At 67.7% G+C, this 16,146-nt stretch carries 15 protein-coding genes; 5 read left to right on the top strand and 10 right to left on the bottom strand.

Features of this window, described 5'->3' with window-relative positions:
- Nucleotides 1-3 precede the first annotated feature (3 nt).
- The gene (locus AC5P74_RS06315) at nt 4-1,461 is read right to left on the bottom strand and encodes an amidohydrolase family protein (protein ID WP_495204814.1); all 1,458 of its coding nucleotides are present in this window, start codon (nt 1,459-1,461) and stop codon (nt 4-6) included.
- A 54-nt stretch (nt 1,462-1,515) separates the two neighbouring features.
- Entirely contained in the window at nt 1,516-2,217 is a 702-nt protein-coding gene (locus AC5P74_RS06310; RefSeq protein ID WP_164262854.1) for an ankyrin repeat domain-containing protein, read from the bottom strand.
- Nucleotides 2,218-2,332: 115 nt separating this feature from the next.
- Here AC5P74_RS06310 and AC5P74_RS06305 point away from each other — a divergent pair, with 115 nt between their 5' ends.
- Together AC5P74_RS06305 and AC5P74_RS06300 are read left to right on the top strand one after the other, a co-directional pair.
- On the top strand, nt 2,333-3,214 hold the full coding sequence (locus tag AC5P74_RS06305; protein ID WP_070489899.1) for a LysR substrate-binding domain-containing protein: 882 nt from the start codon (nt 2,333-2,335) through the stop codon (nt 3,212-3,214).
- A 131-nt stretch (nt 3,215-3,345) separates the two neighbouring features.
- Nucleotides 3,346-3,783: a DUF3806 domain-containing protein gene (locus AC5P74_RS06300; RefSeq protein WP_329842509.1), complete on the top strand. Its 438-nt coding sequence runs from the start codon at nt 3,346-3,348 to the stop codon at nt 3,781-3,783.
- Nucleotides 3,784-3,831: 48 nt separating this feature from the next.
- On the opposite strand, the gene AC5P74_RS06295 is transcribed toward AC5P74_RS06300, so the two are convergent.
- Nucleotides 3,832-4,992 (bottom strand): amidohydrolase family protein, encoded by a 1,161-nt coding sequence (locus tag AC5P74_RS06295; RefSeq protein ID WP_495204815.1) that lies wholly within the window; start codon nt 4,990-4,992, stop codon nt 3,832-3,834.
- A gap of 183 nt (nt 4,993-5,175) precedes the next feature.
- Between AC5P74_RS06295 and AC5P74_RS06290 the strand changes: the two genes are divergently transcribed.
- Nucleotides 5,176-5,817 carry a hypothetical protein gene (locus AC5P74_RS06290; protein ID WP_053499544.1) on the top strand — a complete coding sequence of 214 codons (642 nt, stop codon included), beginning with the start codon at nt 5,176-5,178 and terminating at the stop codon, nt 5,815-5,817.
- A 78-nt stretch (nt 5,818-5,895) separates the two neighbouring features.
- On the opposite strand, the gene AC5P74_RS06285 is transcribed toward AC5P74_RS06290, so the two are convergent.
- On the bottom strand, nt 5,896-8,622 hold the full coding sequence (locus AC5P74_RS06285) for a TonB-dependent receptor plug domain-containing protein (RefSeq protein WP_495204816.1): 2,727 nt from the start codon (nt 8,620-8,622) through the stop codon (nt 5,896-5,898).
- A gap of 217 nt (nt 8,623-8,839) precedes the next feature.
- On the opposite strand from AC5P74_RS06285, the gene AC5P74_RS06280 reads away from it, so the two are divergent.
- Entirely contained in the window at nt 8,840-9,439 is a 600-nt protein-coding gene (locus tag AC5P74_RS06280; RefSeq protein ID WP_425520243.1) for a GNAT family N-acetyltransferase, read from the top strand.
- Here AC5P74_RS06280 and AC5P74_RS06275 read toward each other — a convergent pair.
- On the bottom strand, nt 9,436-10,215 hold the full coding sequence (locus tag AC5P74_RS06275) for a CDP-diacylglycerol diphosphatase (RefSeq protein WP_053499550.1): 780 nt from the start codon (nt 10,213-10,215) through the stop codon (nt 9,436-9,438). The genes AC5P74_RS06280 and AC5P74_RS06275 overlap by 4 nt on opposite strands.
- A 68-nt stretch (nt 10,216-10,283) precedes the next feature.
- Nucleotides 10,284-10,943 (bottom strand): hypothetical protein, encoded by a 660-nt coding sequence (locus AC5P74_RS06270; RefSeq protein WP_032954259.1) that lies wholly within the window; start codon nt 10,941-10,943, stop codon nt 10,284-10,286.
- Between the two features lie 169 nt (nt 10,944-11,112).
- Between AC5P74_RS06270 and AC5P74_RS06265 the strand changes: the two genes are divergently transcribed.
- Nucleotides 11,113-11,409, top strand: a complete 297-nt coding sequence (locus AC5P74_RS06265) for a hypothetical protein (protein ID WP_005417035.1) — start codon at nt 11,113-11,115, stop codon at nt 11,407-11,409.
- A 71-nt stretch (nt 11,410-11,480) separates the two neighbouring features.
- On the opposite strand, the gene AC5P74_RS06260 is transcribed toward AC5P74_RS06265, so the two are convergent.
- From AC5P74_RS06260 to lldR, 4 genes are all read right to left on the bottom strand, one after another.
- Nucleotides 11,481-12,365 carry a hypothetical protein gene (locus AC5P74_RS06260; RefSeq protein WP_495204817.1) on the bottom strand — a complete coding sequence of 295 codons (885 nt, stop codon included), beginning with the start codon at nt 12,363-12,365 and terminating at the stop codon, nt 11,481-11,483.
- 141 nt (nt 12,366-12,506) lie between these two features.
- Complete coding sequence (gene dld / locus AC5P74_RS06255) at nt 12,507-14,207, bottom strand: D-lactate dehydrogenase (RefSeq protein WP_495204818.1); 1,701 nt, start codon at nt 14,205-14,207, stop codon at nt 12,507-12,509.
- The gene (gene lldD, locus AC5P74_RS06250) at nt 14,204-15,343 is read right to left on the bottom strand and encodes an FMN-dependent L-lactate dehydrogenase LldD (RefSeq protein ID WP_053499557.1); all 1,140 of its coding nucleotides are present in this window, start codon (nt 15,341-15,343) and stop codon (nt 14,204-14,206) included. The genes dld and lldD overlap by 4 nt, the downstream gene beginning before the upstream one ends.
- A 4-nt stretch (nt 15,344-15,347) precedes the next feature.
- Nucleotides 15,348-16,112 carry a transcriptional regulator LldR gene (gene lldR / locus AC5P74_RS06245; protein ID WP_005417039.1) on the bottom strand — a complete coding sequence of 255 codons (765 nt, stop codon included), beginning with the start codon at nt 16,110-16,112 and terminating at the stop codon, nt 15,348-15,350.
- Nucleotides 16,113-16,146: the final 34 nt, after the last annotated feature.

The following is a 16,146-nucleotide window of genomic DNA, read 5'->3' as shown; positions in this document are numbered from 1 at the left end:
CGATCATTGCGCCTTCGCAGCCTCGGCATTCCACGCCGCGACCTTGGCCTTGGTGTCGGCCAGCATCTTGTCCAGCGCGGCGCGGTCATACACGTTGCCGCGCAGGATCACGCTGTCGATCTTCTCGGTGGCGGCGATGTCCTGCAGTGGGTTGGCGGTCAGCAGCACCAGGTCGGCGGCCTTGCCCCGCGCGACATCACCGTAACGGTCCATCTGGCCAAACCAGGCCGGGCCGGAACGGGTTGCGGCCGACAGCGCCTGCGGCGCGCTCAGGCCCTCCTTCACGAACAGCTGCAGTTCCTGGTGCAGGGCGATGCCCGGGAAGTTGAACGAGTTGAGGAAGCCCGCATCGGTGCCGGCAATGATCGTCACGCCCGCCTCCTGCAGCAACGGCAGCACGGCAGCCACCTGGTGGTACTGCGCGTGGCGCGCCTCGATCTGTGCCGGCGTCGCCTTCGCCGCGCGGTCCACGCGCCACTGATAGGTCGCGCGCAGGCCCGGGCCGATGTAGGCCAGGTACGGATCGTTGGCGTGGTCATCCTGGTCCAGGAAATCGAGGATACGGCCACCGTTGAGGGTCGGGGTCACGAATACGCCGCGCTTGGCGAAATCACGGTAGGCGTGCATCGCGGTGTCACGGTCGAAGCTGGCGTCGAGGCGGCGATTGGCTTCCGCGCGGTCGATGCGGCCGGCGCCGAAGTCGGCGGCGATCTTCGCTTCGTCCTTGCTGCCGGCCTTGAATGCGTAGTCCAGGTGCTCGATCGAGGCCAGGCCGGCATCGACCGCCTGCTCCACCGTCAGCGCCATCGGAATGTGGCCCGAGGCCTTGAAGCCGGCCTTGCGCGCTGCGCTGGCCGAATACAGGAACAGATCCGGCTTCAGCGTGCTGTCGGTGATCTTCACGAAGTCGACCCTGTCGTGCTGCAGGCGGGTGATCGCCTTGTCGACGTCGGCCTCGCTGCCCACTTCGATCGTGCCCTTCCAGACCGGCTTGATGCCTTCGATCTTCGCGCCCGAGCTGAGCAGGCGCGGGCCGAACAGCGTGCCCCTGGCGATCTCACCACGCCACTGCAGCACCTGCTCGGGCAGATCGCCCGAGCAGTCACGCACGGTGGTGATGCCGTGCGCGATGTACAGCGGCAGCAGCGCCTTGTTCTCTTCGATCAGCGCCGGGCCGCCACCGAAGTGCACATGCATGTCCCACAGGCCCGGGATCAGGTATTTGCCCTTGGCATCGATCTGGCGGGCCGCGCTCCACTGGCCGCGCAGCTGCGCGTCCGGGCCCACCGCGACGATGTCCTCGCCGCGGATCACCACGCTCTGCCCGGCCCGCGTGCTGGCGTGCTCGACGTCGACCACGATGGCATTGCGGATCAGCAGGTCGGCGCGCTCGGCAGCACGTACCGACAGCGGCGCCACCGCAAGAAGGATGGCAAGGGACAACGGGCGGGAACGGAACATGATGGACAGCATCCTGGTAGGCACGGCCAGCGTGCGGGTGGAAGGAGTAGCGGTTCAGCGCGCCGCGCCGTGCTGGCGCAGCAGGGTTTCAATGCCGGCATAGCCACGCTGGCGCGCGTGCGCCAGTGGCGTTACGCCATCGCCATCGGCCAGCTCCGGGTCGGCACCGGCCTCCAGCAGCAGCTGCACGATCTGCACATGGCGTTCACCACCGTCGCCAAGCAGGATCGCTTCCAGCAGCGCGGTCCAGTGCAGGCGGTTGACGTGGTCCACCGCCACACCTGCACGCAGCAGCATGCGCACGGTGCTGACGTGGCCGCGCTCGGCGGCCGGAATCAACGCAGTGCCCCCATAGCGGTTGGTGCTGCGCAGATCGGCGCCGTGCGCCAGGGTCATCGCCAGGATCTCATCCAGGCCGCGCGCGCCGGCATACAGGTAGGCACTGTCCTGCAGCGCATCCTTGGCATTGACGTCCGCCCCGGCCTCGATCAGTTCGCGCGCGGCATCCACGTTGTTGCCCTGCGTGGCCAGCAGCAGCGCCGTGCGGCCCTGGCCATCGTGCGCCTCCAGATCAGCACCTTCGGCCAGCGCGCCGCGCACCGCCTCGGCATCGCCGCGGCTGGCGGCATCACGCAGGCGCGCGTCTGCGTCGGCTCTGGAGGTGGCAGTGCAGGCAGGGGTGACCATGGCCAGCAGACACAACAACAGCACGCGCGTGAACGGTGCAGGCCAGCCAGCAGGGCAATGGAAGCGCATCACGGTGTCTCCTTTTCTCCATCGCCGCAGGGCGATGGTCGCAGGGGCCGCGCATTGCCGGCCCCTGCCCCGCATGGTAGAAGTCGGCCTGGGTATCCAGAAGTGAAATGTTCAAATGCAAGACAGTGCCAAATCGAATAGAACCCTGTTCGAACTGGACCTGCTGCGGGCGCTGGTGATGGTGGCCGACTGCGGCAGCTTCACCACGGCGGCCACGCGCCTGCATTCGACGCAGTCCACGGTCAGCCAGAAGGTACGGCGGCTGGAGGAACTGGCCGGGCATCGCCTGCTCGAGCGCGGCCACCGCGATGTACACCCCACCGACGCCGGCCACACCCTGCTCGGCTATGCGCGGCGCATGCTCGACCTGAACGAGGAAATGGCACAGGCGCTGGCCGGCGCGACGGTGGAAACTGCGGTCCGCATCGGCGTACCCGAAGACTTCGTCAACCCGCAGACCACGCGCATGCTGGCCGCCTTCAGCCGCCGCCACCCGCAGGTGAAGCTGGAGATCAGCAGCGGCCTGAGCCGTGACCTGGCCCAGGGCTTCGACCACGGCGAGCTGGACCTGGTGCTGGTCAAGCAGCGCCGCAACAGCCGCCAGGCGGTGCATTGCCGGCGCGAGCCGATGCACTGGATCGACAGCCTGCGCAGCAGTTGCCTGCAGCAGGACCCGCTGCCGCTGGTCACCTTCCCGCCGCGAGGGCTGTACCGCGACGAGATGATCCACGCCGTGGAAGCGCTGGGCCTGCGCTGGCGCATTGCCTTCACCAGTTCGTCGCTGAGTGGCATCCAGGGCGCGGTGGCTGATGGCATCGGCGTCAGCCTGCTGCCGCGCCGCGCGGTCACGCGCGAGCACCGCATCATCGATGGCGAGCGCGGGCTGCCGGTGATCGACAACTACGAAATCGGTCTGCTGCATCGTGCCGATGCCGATGATGCGGTGCGGGCACTGGCCAGCGAGCTGTGGCGGCAGGTACAGCGCGAACCGGACTGACCACAGTGGATCCACGCCACGCGTGGATGCCTTTCGCGCATTGATCATCGATATCTGATCAATCTTGCCGCACGGCGGGCATCATCGCCTCGTACAGTGCCCCCTGCTTCCGTGCTCCACGGCGTCTCGCCATGTCCGACCAACCCCCGACGCGATTCGATCCCCTGCCTGCAGCCCTGCAGACGCACCTGCAGCACCAGCGTGCACGGATCGCCTCACGCGTGGCCGCCAGCTTCCCGACGTTGCCGGTGCAATGGCCGCTGGCCGCCAGCACATTGCAGCGCGTGGTCGATGCCGAACTGATCGATCGTGACGACTGCGGCGGCTGGGAAGCGCTGGGCGTGGCGTTCGGTGACACTCTGGCCCAGCGCGTGCCGGGCCTGGCCTGGATGCAGGTCACCGATGCCTGGGGCATCGATGCGGTGCTGCGCTATGCCGACAGCAGCCTGCAGATCGGCGCCAGCACCCTGCTGCTCAAGCGCGTGGAGCAGGGCGAGGTCATCGACATCGCCCATCTGCTGGCGTGGCTGGAAGAATTCGTCGCTACCCGCGCCGACGATTACGCCTGAAAGCCGCCGGGCATGGCTCGGCGCTACAGAGGGTGGCGCGGCCTGGATCTACAGCCAGCGGCCGTCCACCACCACGCGTCGCTCCACCGGCACTGCGGCCACGGCCGCCGGACCGTGATCGGCGCGCACCGCCACGAAGGTGGCCGGCAGGCCTTCGGCAATGCCGTGCTGCGGCAGCCCGATCGCCTGTGCAGCATGGGTTGTGACCATGTCCAGCGCCAGCATCAGGTCGGCATCGGTGTAGAAGCCCGAGCGGTAGCCCAGCAGCATCGCCCGCTGCAGCAGATCGCCGTTGCCGTAAGGCCACCAGCAGTCGCGGATATTGTCGTTGCCGCCGAACACGCGCACGCCGGCATCATGCAGCGCACGCAGCGGCGGGAACGGATGATCCCCCGGCGCGTTGCTCATGATCGCTACGCCCGCCGTCGCCAGCGCCTCGCCCACCTGCAACGCGCGCGCCAGCGGCACTTCGCCCAGCGAGTAGGCATGACTGACCGCCACCCGCCCCTGCAGGCCAGCGGCCCGGGTCCGCGCGGCAATGCGCAGTAACTGGGCCAGTCCGGTTTCGCCGGGCTCGTGCAGGTGGATGTCCAGGCGCACGCCATAGCGCTCGGCCAGGCCGAACAGCAGTGCCAGCTGGCCTTCGGCATCGCCATCCAGCGTGGTCGGGTCGATACCTCCCAGCACCTCCACGCCCGCTGCAAGGGCCTGCTCAAGCACGGCGGCGGTACCCGGACAGGACATCACCCCGGCCTGCGGGAACGCTACCAGCTGGATGCGCATGAGGCCGGCACAGCGGAGCGAGGCCTCGCGTACCGCCTCGAGATGACGCAGGCCCGTGCTGCCGTCGATGTCGACGTGGCAGCGCATGGCCACCGTGCCGAAGCTGCTGCACTGGCGGATCAATGCCTCGGCACGGTCCACCATCGGCGCGGCACCCGCTACCGCGGCCTTCTCCACCGCCAGCCGCTCACGCAGGCTGTTCACCGGCTGATGCGGGTGCCAGCGGTCGCCGACAAAACTCTTGTCCAGATGGATGTGGCCGTCGACCAGCCCGGGCAGGACCGCGAAGCCCTGCAGGTCGACGCATTCCGCCCCGTCGGCCGGCGAGGCCTCGCCATTGAGGCCACTGATGCGGCCGTCACGGATATGGAAATGCAGTGGCGCGCCGTAGCGGTCTACACCGCCATGGACGAACTGAAGCGTCATCGGAAACTCCCGGAAAGCCAAGTCATGACGCCATCCTGCGCGCCCGCGCTGCCATCGGCCAACGAAATATCTGGATGCCACATATTCACTAATCCGATGAATGCGGTTGCGACGGAGCTCGCAGCCACGCCGTGCACACGCCTGAACGGGTACCATAGGCACCTGTTTCCGCTGTGATGCCGCATGGGCCCGTCCGACCGCCACGATCGTCTCCGCCGCTGGCAGGCCGCATCCCTGCTTGCCGCCGCCCCGATCGCCAGCCTGTCCGCCACTGATGCTGCGGCCGCTGCACCGCTGCAGTCGCCGCCGGGCCAGCAGCGCATCGCACCGGCTGCACTGGTCGAGCGCCTGCACCAGCGCGTGCTGTCCGGGCAGAGCGCCACCGCCACGCTGGAACACTGGTGCGCCGAACATGGGCTGGCCGAACAAGCCCGGGTGCGCGCGGTGCGCGTGCACGGCCAGGACAAGCCTGCCCCCGCCGAAGTTCTGCAGGCGCTGGGCGCGACGCCGGGTACCGAACTGCGCTATCGCCGCGTACAGCTGGTCTGCGGCAGCCGCGTGCTGTCCGAGGCCGACAACTGGTACCTGCCTGGCCACCTCAGCCCGGCCATGAACCAGGTGCTGGACAGCACCGACGAACCGTTCGGTCGCGTGGTCGGCCCGCTCGGTTTCCAGCGCCAGACCCTGGCTGACCAGACGTTCTGGCCGCCGCGGGGCGAAGGCGATCACGGCGTGATCCTCGAGGTGCGTGCCTTGTTGCGCGACCGCCAGCAGCAGCCTTTCAGCTACGTCATCGAGTCGTACCTGCAACAGGCGCTGCCCTAGGCGACCGCGCGCGCCATCACCGCGGTGTCTAGACAGCAGAAGGCCCGGCATTGCCGGGCCTTCTGTCTGCCCGCCCGGTCAGCGGAACCGGTAGTCCAGCTGCAGCCAGTACTGGCGGCCATACGGGTCGTAGTTGCCGACCGGGTAGAACGGCCAGCCGCCCCCGTTCCTGTCTGCCGGCGGGCGGCTGTCACGCAGGTTGTTGACGATCACGCCCACCGACAGGTTCTCGCCGAACTGGCGGAACACGCTGGCGTTGTAGGTCATGTACGGCGCGATGCGGCCACTGCCATCGGTCTTCGGCAGTGAACCGAAACGATTGCCGTACAGCGTGGTGGTCCAGTCACCCTGGTTCCAGGTGATGCTGCCATTGGCCTTGCTGCGCCACTGGTAATCATCCAGCGAATTGCGGATGTCACGCTCCGGATCATCGGAGAACTGCCGGTACTTGTGCTCCAGCACCACGGTGTAGGCCAGGCGCGTGGTGAAGCGGCCATAGCGGCCGGCATCGAAACGCCAGTTGCCCTTCAGGTCCAGGCCACGCACCGATTCGGAGGCCGCGTTGATCGGATTGATCAGCACGCGGGTCACCTGGTCCGGCTGCACCGTGGCATTGGACGGATTGCGGATCACCCGCGACAGTGCGTCCTGGCACAGCGGTGAACCGATATCGCGCGCTTCGCCGCCCAGCGTGCGGCCCAGGCGGCAATCGGCCTCGTCACGCAGGATACGGCTGGTATCGAGGCTGGTCACCTCGTTGTCGATGCGGATGTCGTAGTAGTCGGCGCTGAAATCCAGCCCGGACAGCGGCGACCAGACCACGCCGAAGCCGTACGACTTTGCGGTTTCCGGCTGCAACTGTGCGTTGGCGCGGTTGCTGTAGTCGATCGACAGGCCGTTGTAGTCGCAGTTGTCGTACGACTGGCCTGCAGTACGGCAGCGCCAGTAATCGGTCATGCCCGGGTTGTAGCCGCGGGTCTCGGTGGCGAACACGTAGTTCATGTCCGGCGCACGGAAGCTGGTCGCGGCAGAGCCGCGGATCAACAGGCTCTCGATCGGGCGGAACTCGACGCCGAAGCTCCAGGTCGCCTTGCCGATGTGCTCGCCGCCTGCGCGGTACTGGTCGTAGCGGCCGGCCAGCGTGGTGGTCAGCGATTGCAGCAACGGCAACTGCAGTTCAACGCCGGCCGCATAGCGATCGCGATCACCGCCGGCACCGATACCGGCGCTGGTGTTCCAGAACTCGCCGGTGCCCAGCCGCGGGTCCGGGCGGTTGCGGTAGCCCTGGCTGCCGGCCTCGACCACTGCGGCCAGCGCAGCATCGCCGCCCGGCAGTGCGAACAGGCGGCCATTGACACTGGCACTGAAGGTCTGCAGCCACGCCGCGTTGCGACTTTCCTGATAGTCGGACAGGCCCGCATACTCGTTCGGAGTCAAAGGCTTGAACAGGCGCACCGGGTCCGGCGCATAGACCTCCACGCCATTGCGCACGCCCAGCTTCGGGCCCAGCAGGTACTCGTTGATGCCGGCCAGCAGCACCGGGCGACGGGTCCGGTTCTCGTAGCGCGACCGGCTGTAGACCGCCTCGTAGTCCCAGCCGCTGTCGCCGATCTGGCCGCGTGCGCCCACGTTGAACGACCACGAGTTCTCCAGGAACCGATTGGCATTGCGCGGCAGGCCACCGATTTCTTCCGGCGCGAAGCGGCGGTACCAGCTCTCCAGGTTCCCGCTGTTCTGGTTGTAGAAGTAGTTGCGTGAGGACGTCCAGGTCGGCGCGCGCGTGTTGTTGTAGATGCGCGCGCTGCCCACGGCGACATCGGCGAACAGGTCGGTGGTGTCGTTGACGTGGAGGGTCAACAGGCCATAGCCATTGAGGTTGCGCTTCTGGGTCTGCACGGTCCAGTAGCTGGCGGCGGCCTCGTTGCTGCCGCAGTACCAGCCCTGGCGCGGGTTGTTGGCACGGAACACGCTGCCGCCATAAATGCCCGACGCTGCGTCGCAGCCGCTCACGCCCGGATCGATGTTGCGGCCGGTGGCAGCATTGCGGCGATAGGCGATCGCGGTCGCCTGCGGCGCCTTGCCGGCCGGATCATCGTCCAGTGAATCCATGAAGTCGCGTTGGCGCGCGTGGATCGCCTTGCGCACGTCGAACTCGAAGCCGAACAGCGCATCCCAACGCTCGCCGGAACTGCCACCGACCACCTGCGCGCGCTGGTTGTCCCCCCCGCCCTGCTGGGTGCCGCCGGCGCGCACGTTCACGTCCACGCCTTCAAAGCGGTCCTTGAGGATGATGTTGACCACGCCGGCGATGGCATCGGAGCCATACACCGCCGACGCACCCGCGGCGAGCACCTCGATGCGCTCGATCAGGGCGCTGGGAATGTTGGCGAGGTTGACCACGTTCACCGAGCCCTCGTAGGCCAGCGGGTAGTCGGCCTGGCGGCGGCCGTTGACCAGCACCAGCGTGCGGTTCGGACCCAGTCCACGCAGGTTGATGGTGTTGGCGGCCGGCGTGAACGTATTGCCGAAGTCCTCGCCCTGCACGTTGCCCGTGTTCTCGGTCAGCGCGCTCAGCGCGTCGAAGGCATTGCGGTAGCCCTGCGCATCGATCTGCTCGCGGCTGATCACCGTCACTGGCGAGGGCCCCTCGACACTGGCACGGGGAATGCGCGAGCCGGTGACCTTCACTTCCTGCAATGTGGTGGGTGCGCTTTCCTGCGCGAAGGCCGGCAGCGAGACCAGCATCAGGGACGACAGCGCGAGCACCAGCGGACGCGGGCGCAACGCCTTGTGGGAGGCGGACATGGGCTTCCTGGGGGAGTGGGCGGGTGGTACGGGGGAGCCGTGGCCTGTGCGGCACATAACGATCCCGTAACGAAAGTGTCCTGAATGGGTGGTTTCAACGGAAATGACCAGCCCTGATGGGCTTATGCCTGAACCGAATCAGACGGACCCACGGCACCGCCACACTTTTGCAATGAATTGCATGGTCTGGCGCGTTTCCGATACGCATCGTGCATGGATGACCAACCGCGCCACCTACACTCACCTCGCCCCGCTGCGCCCCGTCCTGCGCCGCCACCTGCTGCACCTCCAGGCAACGCCCATCACCCTGCGTTCCTTCCAGCGCACCGATCTGCCGCGCTGGCGCACCTTCGACGACCGTCGCCAGCGCGGCCAACGGCCTTCCTACGGCATTGATGAAGAGGCCCGCTTCCTCGCCAGCGTCCATCGTTCACGCCTACAGGAAGACAACGATCTGCTGGTACTGGGCGTGTTCGACGACGCGCAGGGCATCCTGCACGACCAACTGCATGTCCGCCTGCAGTCACTGCATTCGCGCTGCGCAGAACTGCAGTCGCTGCAGCACCGCAACGCCCATCCACAGGCCGCACTGCGCGCGCTGTGCCCGTTCCTGTTCGACAATGTCGGCCTGCATCGCATCTTCGTACTGCTGCCACCGGGTTGCACCACCCCTTTCGCCCAGGCACTGCAGGCCCTGGGCTTCATGCGTGAAGGCATCCTGCGCGACTACCACCTGGACGCCGAGGGATGGCATGACCGCCAGTTGCTGGCGCTTACCGCGCCAGCGTGGCGCAGCCACCTGCAGCGGATCGGCTAGCGCACCCGCTCCAGTGCCGCACCCGCGCCGGTCAGCACCGTGCAGGCGTGATCCTGCAGTTCTTCGCCGCTGGCATCGTTGCCGCTGGCGGCATCCACGCGGGTGGCCAGCAGGATGAAGCCGGGGCCACCCTGCACGTCATCGCGTCCGGCCACCACCAGGCTCCACTGGCCCACATCGCCCACGCCGCTCAGGCCATAGGCCAGCAGGTTGAGCGGATTGGCGGTCATTTCCGCACCGGGCAACAGATAGGCCTGGTACTGATGCCCGCGCAGAAGCACAGGCAACGGTGACCAGCGTGGCCCCAGGGCGCCGGCGTGTGCATCCAGGGCCTGCAGCACGTCCGTGCGCAGGCAATCGACATGGATATGCAACTGGTGCTGCGACCGTCCGTGCGGTGAATTCAGCGCCAGGCTGGCTACGTTGCGCGGTAATGGCTGGCCCAGGGCCTGTTCGGTGTGCGCGCGCGCCTGCCAGGCGGCCGCGAAATAGTTGGGCGCCCCACGCTGGTAAAGACCGCGGTTCTCGATGCCACTTACCTTGTCCAGCGGCATCAGCAGGAACTGGTAGTCACCGTGTGCATCCTTGACCAGCACGTCACGGCGGCCGGCCGCCGTCTCCACCCGCAGGCAGCTGCCGCGCGGGCCGTCAGCTGCCTGGCAGTCACGCTCGATCAGGCGCCACAGCGCATCGGAATGGACGGGAGGCGGAGGCGGCGCGCTCGCACAGGCGGACAACAGCAGCAGGGGCGACAGCAGCAACGAGCGCAGGGACACGGCGGCGACTCACGGAACAGGCACGGCAGGCGGCGCCGCACTGCATTCTAGCCAGCGCGGTGCTGCAATCAGTAGGTGCCGAACGGCACTTCAACCACGATCGGAGCCACGCCCTCGCCCGCCTGCAGGGTGTAGCGGTCCAGTGCGCCATCATCTTCGGCGTGCGGCTGGCGCTGGAAATGCAGGGGATAACGGTCATCACCCAGGCGCACGGCGCTGCCATCGGCCTCCAGCGCGGCACCTTCGGGAATCAGCAGCCCCCCCAGGTCGCTGTAGGCCCCCGGCACATCGGTGAAACCATAGTCAGCCAGTTCATCCACGCGCTGCATCGCATAGACGTGCGGCAGGTAGGGGCGTGCCGGGCTGCGGCCATTGCTGAGGTCGGTCACCCAGGCCTGTGGCAGGTGGTATTGCTCGCGCAGTGCGGCCACGCCCAGCGACGGGCTGGCCACCTGCAGGCAGCACACCGCGCGCTTGCCCTCACGATCGACAATGGCGAATCGATCGCCGCGGGTGGCGGCCTGCGGCAGCATCGCGAACGCCAGGTTGCGCTGGGCGGGTGCGTAGCCTGCCTCGGTCTGCAGGTTGCGCCAGGCACCGAACACCGGCGCTTCCGCAGCGGCGTCCGGCGTCGGCTCGATGGCAGAGGCGGCAAACGCCACGCCCAGCACCGACACTGCCAGTACTCTTCTCGCCCTGCGCTTGTCGCGCAAACTGCCTGCCGTCATAGCGTATCCAACACCTGCACCGGAATGGCCCGGCCTGCCCGCTGGCGTGCTGCCAGCCATCCCTCCCACTATGCAATGACCACGCTGTGCCGGCAATGACCGGAGTGCTGACGCCTTTCGCGCGACGGGTGCTATCGTTCCGCCATCTTCCCTGCGCAGGAGCGCTCGCATGTCCGCCTTCCGTCTGTCCCTGTTACTGCCTGCGTCGGCCCTGCTGCTGTCGGCCTGCGTCAGCACCCCTGGCCCGCAGGTCAAGGGTACCGGACACTGCGATGCCAGCCAGCTGGGCTGGGCAATCGGCCAGCCGGCCAACGAACCCAACATCCGCCGCCTGTCCAGCGAGAGCGGCGCCGGCCTGGTCAACCCGATCGGCCCCAGCACCATCACCACGAAGGACATCCGCCAGGATCGCCTGCGCGTGTACGTGGACAAGGACAACATCATCACCGCTACCCGCTGCGAGTAAGCGCTGTAGAGCCGAGCCCATGCTCGGCTGCGCTTCCGTGACAGCCGAGCGCAGGCTCGGCTCTCCCGGGCTCAGGGTTCGGTATACCCCGCGCAGTCCGGCAGCGCCTGGTCGGGGTGGAACACCCCATCATTGAAGCGGAACAGCCGCGTGTAGCTGCATGCCGGGTCCTGCTCGGTGCGCAGGTCCTTCTTCTTCAGCGGGCCCTTGGCCAGCGAATCCTCGAAACGCGAAACGCCCGCCGGAAAGCGGGTTGCCACCGTCTGGTAGCGCAGCACCGGCATGCCCTCGGCCACCGGATCCAGCCCGAGCCTGGCCGAGAACCCGTATTCGTCGTGGCAGGCGCCTGCGCGCTGCTTCATGTCCTGCTCGCTGAAACACGCACGGATCATCGCATTGCCCAGCCATGGCACCGTCAGCACGTCGTCGTCCACCTGGATGTCGTCCTGCAGGTGGCGCACGCGTGCCAACTGCAGCGTGGACGCGTCGGCACCTCCACCGGAGTACATGGTGCTGAACTTGACGATGCCGCCTACCAGCACATTCTGGTGGGCGCGCTGCTGCGGGTCGGTCACCGGCTGATCGCTGCCGATACCCGGTGCCAGGCGCACGATCCACGGCCACAGCGACAGCTCGCTTTCCTGCGGCACGTCGATGCTGACGTGGTAGGTATGCGCTTCGCTTTCGCCGGCCACCCGTTCAGAGACTTCCAGCGTCGTTGGCCGATCACCGTCCTCGGCCACCGGTTGCACACGCACGCACCAGACACGATCAAGCGTGCAGTACTGCGTGCGTACTTCGCCCTGCCCGCCCTGTTCCAGCACCTGCCCCAGCGGTTCCATCACGTTGCCGGCGGCATCGCGCTGCTGCGGCAGGATAGAAGACTGCGCCAGCACCAGCAGCGGGGTCGCCAGCAATGCAGCGCACAGGGCGGCGCGGATGGCAATGGAAGGCATGGGCGGCTCCTGTGGCTGGGATTCCGATGGTAACCGTTACCCGGACGGCGGCGGACCTGCCCGGCATCGCCCTTGTAGCGTCGAGCCATGCTCGACTGCTGTCTGTCGGGAAGAGCAGCCGAGCATAGGCTCGGCTCTACATCATCCGCAGTCGCAGCTGCCCCACCCCTTCGCCTTCGACGTCTGGCCAATACCCGGGTTGAAGGTATTGCTCGGGTCCAGCTGCCGGTAGAAACCTGCCAGCGCCGGCTTGGCCGGGTACAGGTGGCCGACGTTGTGCTCGGCCGGATACTCGGCGCCACGCTGGTCCAGCAGCGCCCACATCGCATGCTCGATCGCCACCGGGTCTTCGCCCTTGCGCGCGATGTAGTCCTGGTGGAACACGTGGCACAGGAAGTGGCCGTAGTACAGCTTGTGCAGCAGGCGGCCGTCGATATCGGCCGGCAACTGCTCGAACCAATCCGTATCGTCGCGGCGCAATGCGATATCCAGCGCGACGATGTCCTGCACCTGCTCACGATGCACTTCGCGATAGCGGACTGCCGCACCGGCCACCGCGAAGCGATGCAGGAACGCCTTGCGTCCCTCCTCGGCCGTGCAGTGGAAATAGCCGCCTTCGTGCCCGGCGAAGAACCCGCGCAACCAGCCCTCGGTTTCCGCAGCGTCCTGGGCAGAGACCTTCAGCAACAGGTGATGCTCGTAGCGCTGCCGGAACTCGCCCATGCGCTTTGGCAGGTGCGAGGGCAGCAGGCCGGTCAGCACCTGCATCACCCGGTCGGTCACCCCGCGCAGGCCCAGCCGTTCGAACCAGCCATCGACGCGGCTCTTCAATGCGAACGCCGCGGGCACACGGGAGGTACCGAGGCGATCGATCAGCAGGAAGCTGTCCTTGCCGTAGCGCTCGCCGATGTCATAGGCATCGCGGTGAATGTACTCGCCGGCGATCGGCAGGCGCTCGAAGCCGGTCAGCAGCTGGCGACGGATCGCGGTGAGGCTGTCGGTGCGATTGCTGCCGATATAGAAGACCTCGGCAGCCTCCTTCTCGAAGGTGTCCAGGCGCACCGCGAACACTGCCAGCTTGCCGGCAGATCCCGCTGCCTCGAAGTGGCGGCTGGGATCCGCATTGAAGCGTGCGGGAGTATCGGCATCGACTTTGCGTACTTCCTCGGCATAGCGTGGATCGGAAGCCGCACGGCCGTCGCCATCGCCCACGTCGGCGGCCGTGTAGTCACCGGCCTGCAGGCGCTGCAGGATCTGCTCGGGCGTATCACCCAGCGCGATGCCCAGATGGTTGACCAGCTGCAACTGGCCCTGCGCATCGACCTGCGCATACAGCGCCAGCTCGGTGTAGGCCGGGCCACGTCGCACCAGCGCGCCACCGGAGTTGTTGCAGATGCCGCCCAGCACCGAGGCACCGATGCAGGACGAGCCGATCACCGAATGCGGTTCGCGACCCAGCGGGGCCAGCGTCTGCTCCAGGCGGTCCAGCGTGGCACCGGGCAGGCACAGCACCTGGCGGCCTTCGTTCAACAACTGGATGCCGGTCAGGCGCAGCGTGTTGACCAGCACGATCGGCCGGCCATAGTCATCGCCGTCCGGGGTCGAGCCGCCGGTCAGGCCGGTGTTGGCCGCCTGCAGGATGATCGCCGCACCGCCCTGCACCGCTGCCTGCAGCACGCGCCACAGTTCCAGCAGCGTCCCCGGGCGCACCACCGCCAGCACTGGGCCATCGCCAAAACGGTAGCCGCGGCGGAAGCGGCGCGTAGCCTTGTCGCCGGTCATTACATGGCGATTGCCGACCGCATCGCGCAACTGTGCCAGCACGGCGTCGTGGCCGCTCATGGCAGGCTGACCAGCGAGTCGCGGCCGATGTCGGCGATGCGGCGCGCACCGGTCAGGGTCATCGCCACGCGCATTTCCTTGGCGATCAGGTCCAGCAGGTTGGCCACGCCGGCCTCGCCCTGCGCGGCCAGCGCATAGATGAAGGCGCGGCCCAGCAGCACGGTATCGGCCCCCAGCGCCAGCATGCGCACCACGTCCAGGCCAGTGCGGATGCCGGAATCGGCGAGGATCTTCAGGTCGCCCTGCACCGCATCGGCGATGGCCGGCAACGCACGTGCGGTGGACAGCACGCCGTCCAGCTGGCGGCCACCGTGATTGGAGACCACGATGCCATCGGCACCGAACTTCACCGCATCACGCGCGTCATCCGGGTCGAGGATGCCCTTGATCACCATCGGGCCCTTCCAGAATTCGCGGATCCACTCCAGGTCCTTCCACGAAATGGAGGGATCGAAGTTGCTGCCCAGCCAACCGATGTAATCCTCCAGCCCGGTCGGGTTGCCGCGGTAGGTGGAGATGTTGCCCAGGTCATGCGGGCGGCCGAACAGGCCCACGTCCCACGCCCAGTGCGGATGGGTGATGGCCTGGCCGATACGGCGCAGCGAGGCATTCGGGCCGCTCATGCCCGAGTGTGCATCGCGGTAGCGCGCGCCCGGCACCGGCATGTCCACGGTGAACACCAGCGTGGTCACGCCGGCGGCCTGCGCCCGCTCCAGCGCGTTGCGCATGAAGCCACGGTCGCGCAGCACGTACAGCTGGAACCACATCGGCCGCTGGATGGCCGGTGCCACTTCCTCGATCGGGCACACCGACACCGTGGACAGGGTGAACGGAATGCCGCGGCTGTCGGCCGCGCGCGCCGCCTGTACCTCGCCGCGCCGCGCATACATTCCGGTCAGGCCGACCGGCGCCAGCGCCACCGGCATCGCCAGTTTTTCGCCGAACAGCTCGGTTTCCAGGCTCAGGTCGGACATGTTGCGCAGGATGCGCTGGCGCAGCGCGATGTCGGACAGGTCGGAAACGTTGCGCTTCAGCGTGTGCTCGGCATACGCGCCGCCATCGATGTAGTGGAACAGGAACGGCGGCAGCCGGCGTTCGGCAGCAGCACGGTAATCGGTGGAGGCGGAAATGATCATGGGGTCAACCGTGGGGGGAAGGCAGGCGCGAGGCCCGCGCACGCCGGGCTTCGTTGTCATCGAGGGTGCGCAGCGTGGTGTGCACGAACTCGAGGTGGGCATGCGCGGCGGCGCGCGCGCGTTCGGGGTCGCCGGCCAGCACCGCATCCATCATCTCGCGGTGCTGGTCGGACAGCGGCGAGAAGGTCCTCGCCGAGGTGTAGAGCTTTTCGCGGCTCTGCGAGATGTTGGTCTGCAGCAGTTCGAACAGCCCGCGCATCACCTGCAGCAGCACCAGGTTGTGCGAGGCCTCGGCGATGGACAGGTGGAAGGCCGCGTCGGCCTCCGCCTCGCCAGTGGGGTCGTCCTTGCCGTGCGCGTCCATCATGGTCTGGAAGGCCTGTGCGATGCGCGCGCGGTCCTCGTCGGTGGCACGCAGCGCCGCATGCCAGGCGGTGGCACCTTCCAGCGCGTGGCGGATCTCCAGCACGTCGAAGCGGTATTCCGGGTCGCCCTGGAACAGCGGCAGGTACGGCGCCAGCGGTTCATCCAGCGCCTGCCGCGCGCGTGCCGCAGGCTCGGCCACGTAGGTGCCGCCACCGACCCGTGCGGTCAACAGGCCCTGGCTGGCCAGCTGCGCGATGGCCTCGCGCAGCGCGGTGCGCGAGACCCCCAGCTGCACCGCCAGGGTGCGCTCGGCCGGCAGCCGGTCGCCCGGCCGCAGCTGTTGTTCCTGCACCAGGCCGCGCAGCTGCGCAGCCACCTTGTCCGAAATACGTTGCGTGCTCATGGCGCCATTGTGGCCCGAAGCGCGCAGCGGGTGG

The organism is Stenotrophomonas sp. YJH_SMC_94-11 (assembly GCF_059370435.1).
Note: the sequence above shows the minus strand (reverse complement) of the source record. Positions and strands in the feature narration are given on the sequence as shown.

Coding starts and splice junctions, on each gene's coding strand:
- AC5P74_RS06315 (WP_495204814.1), bottom strand. CDS start 1,461: ATGTTCCGTTCCCGCCCGTTGTCCCTTGCCATCCTTCTTGCGGTGGCG.
- AC5P74_RS06310 (WP_164262854.1), bottom strand. CDS start 2,217: ATGCGCTTCCATTGCCCTGCTGGCTGGCCTGCACCGTTCACGCGCGTG.
- AC5P74_RS06305 (WP_070489899.1), top strand. CDS start 2,333: ATGCAAGACAGTGCCAAATCGAATAGAACCCTGTTCGAACTGGACCTG.
- AC5P74_RS06300 (WP_329842509.1), top strand. CDS start 3,346: ATGTCCGACCAACCCCCGACGCGATTCGATCCCCTGCCTGCAGCCCTG.
- AC5P74_RS06295 (WP_495204815.1), bottom strand. CDS start 4,992: ATGACGCTTCAGTTCGTCCATGGCGGTGTAGACCGCTACGGCGCGCCA.
- AC5P74_RS06290 (WP_053499544.1), top strand. CDS start 5,176: ATGGGCCCGTCCGACCGCCACGATCGTCTCCGCCGCTGGCAGGCCGCA.
- AC5P74_RS06285 (WP_495204816.1), bottom strand. CDS start 8,622: ATGTCCGCCTCCCACAAGGCGTTGCGCCCGCGTCCGCTGGTGCTCGCG.
- AC5P74_RS06280 (WP_425520243.1), top strand. CDS start 8,840: ATGACCAACCGCGCCACCTACACTCACCTCGCCCCGCTGCGCCCCGTC.
- AC5P74_RS06270 (WP_032954259.1), bottom strand. CDS start 10,943: ATGACGGCAGGCAGTTTGCGCGACAAGCGCAGGGCGAGAAGAGTACTG.
- AC5P74_RS06265 (WP_005417035.1), top strand. CDS start 11,113: ATGTCCGCCTTCCGTCTGTCCCTGTTACTGCCTGCGTCGGCCCTGCTG.
- AC5P74_RS06260 (WP_495204817.1), bottom strand. CDS start 12,365: ATGCCTTCCATTGCCATCCGCGCCGCCCTGTGCGCTGCATTGCTGGCG.
- dld (WP_495204818.1), bottom strand. CDS start 14,207: ATGAGCGGCCACGACGCCGTGCTGGCACAGTTGCGCGATGCGGTCGGC.
- lldD (WP_053499557.1), bottom strand. CDS start 15,343: ATGATCATTTCCGCCTCCACCGATTACCGTGCTGCTGCCGAACGCCGG.
- lldR (WP_005417039.1), bottom strand. CDS start 16,112: ATGAGCACGCAACGTATTTCGGACAAGGTGGCTGCGCAGCTGCGCGGC.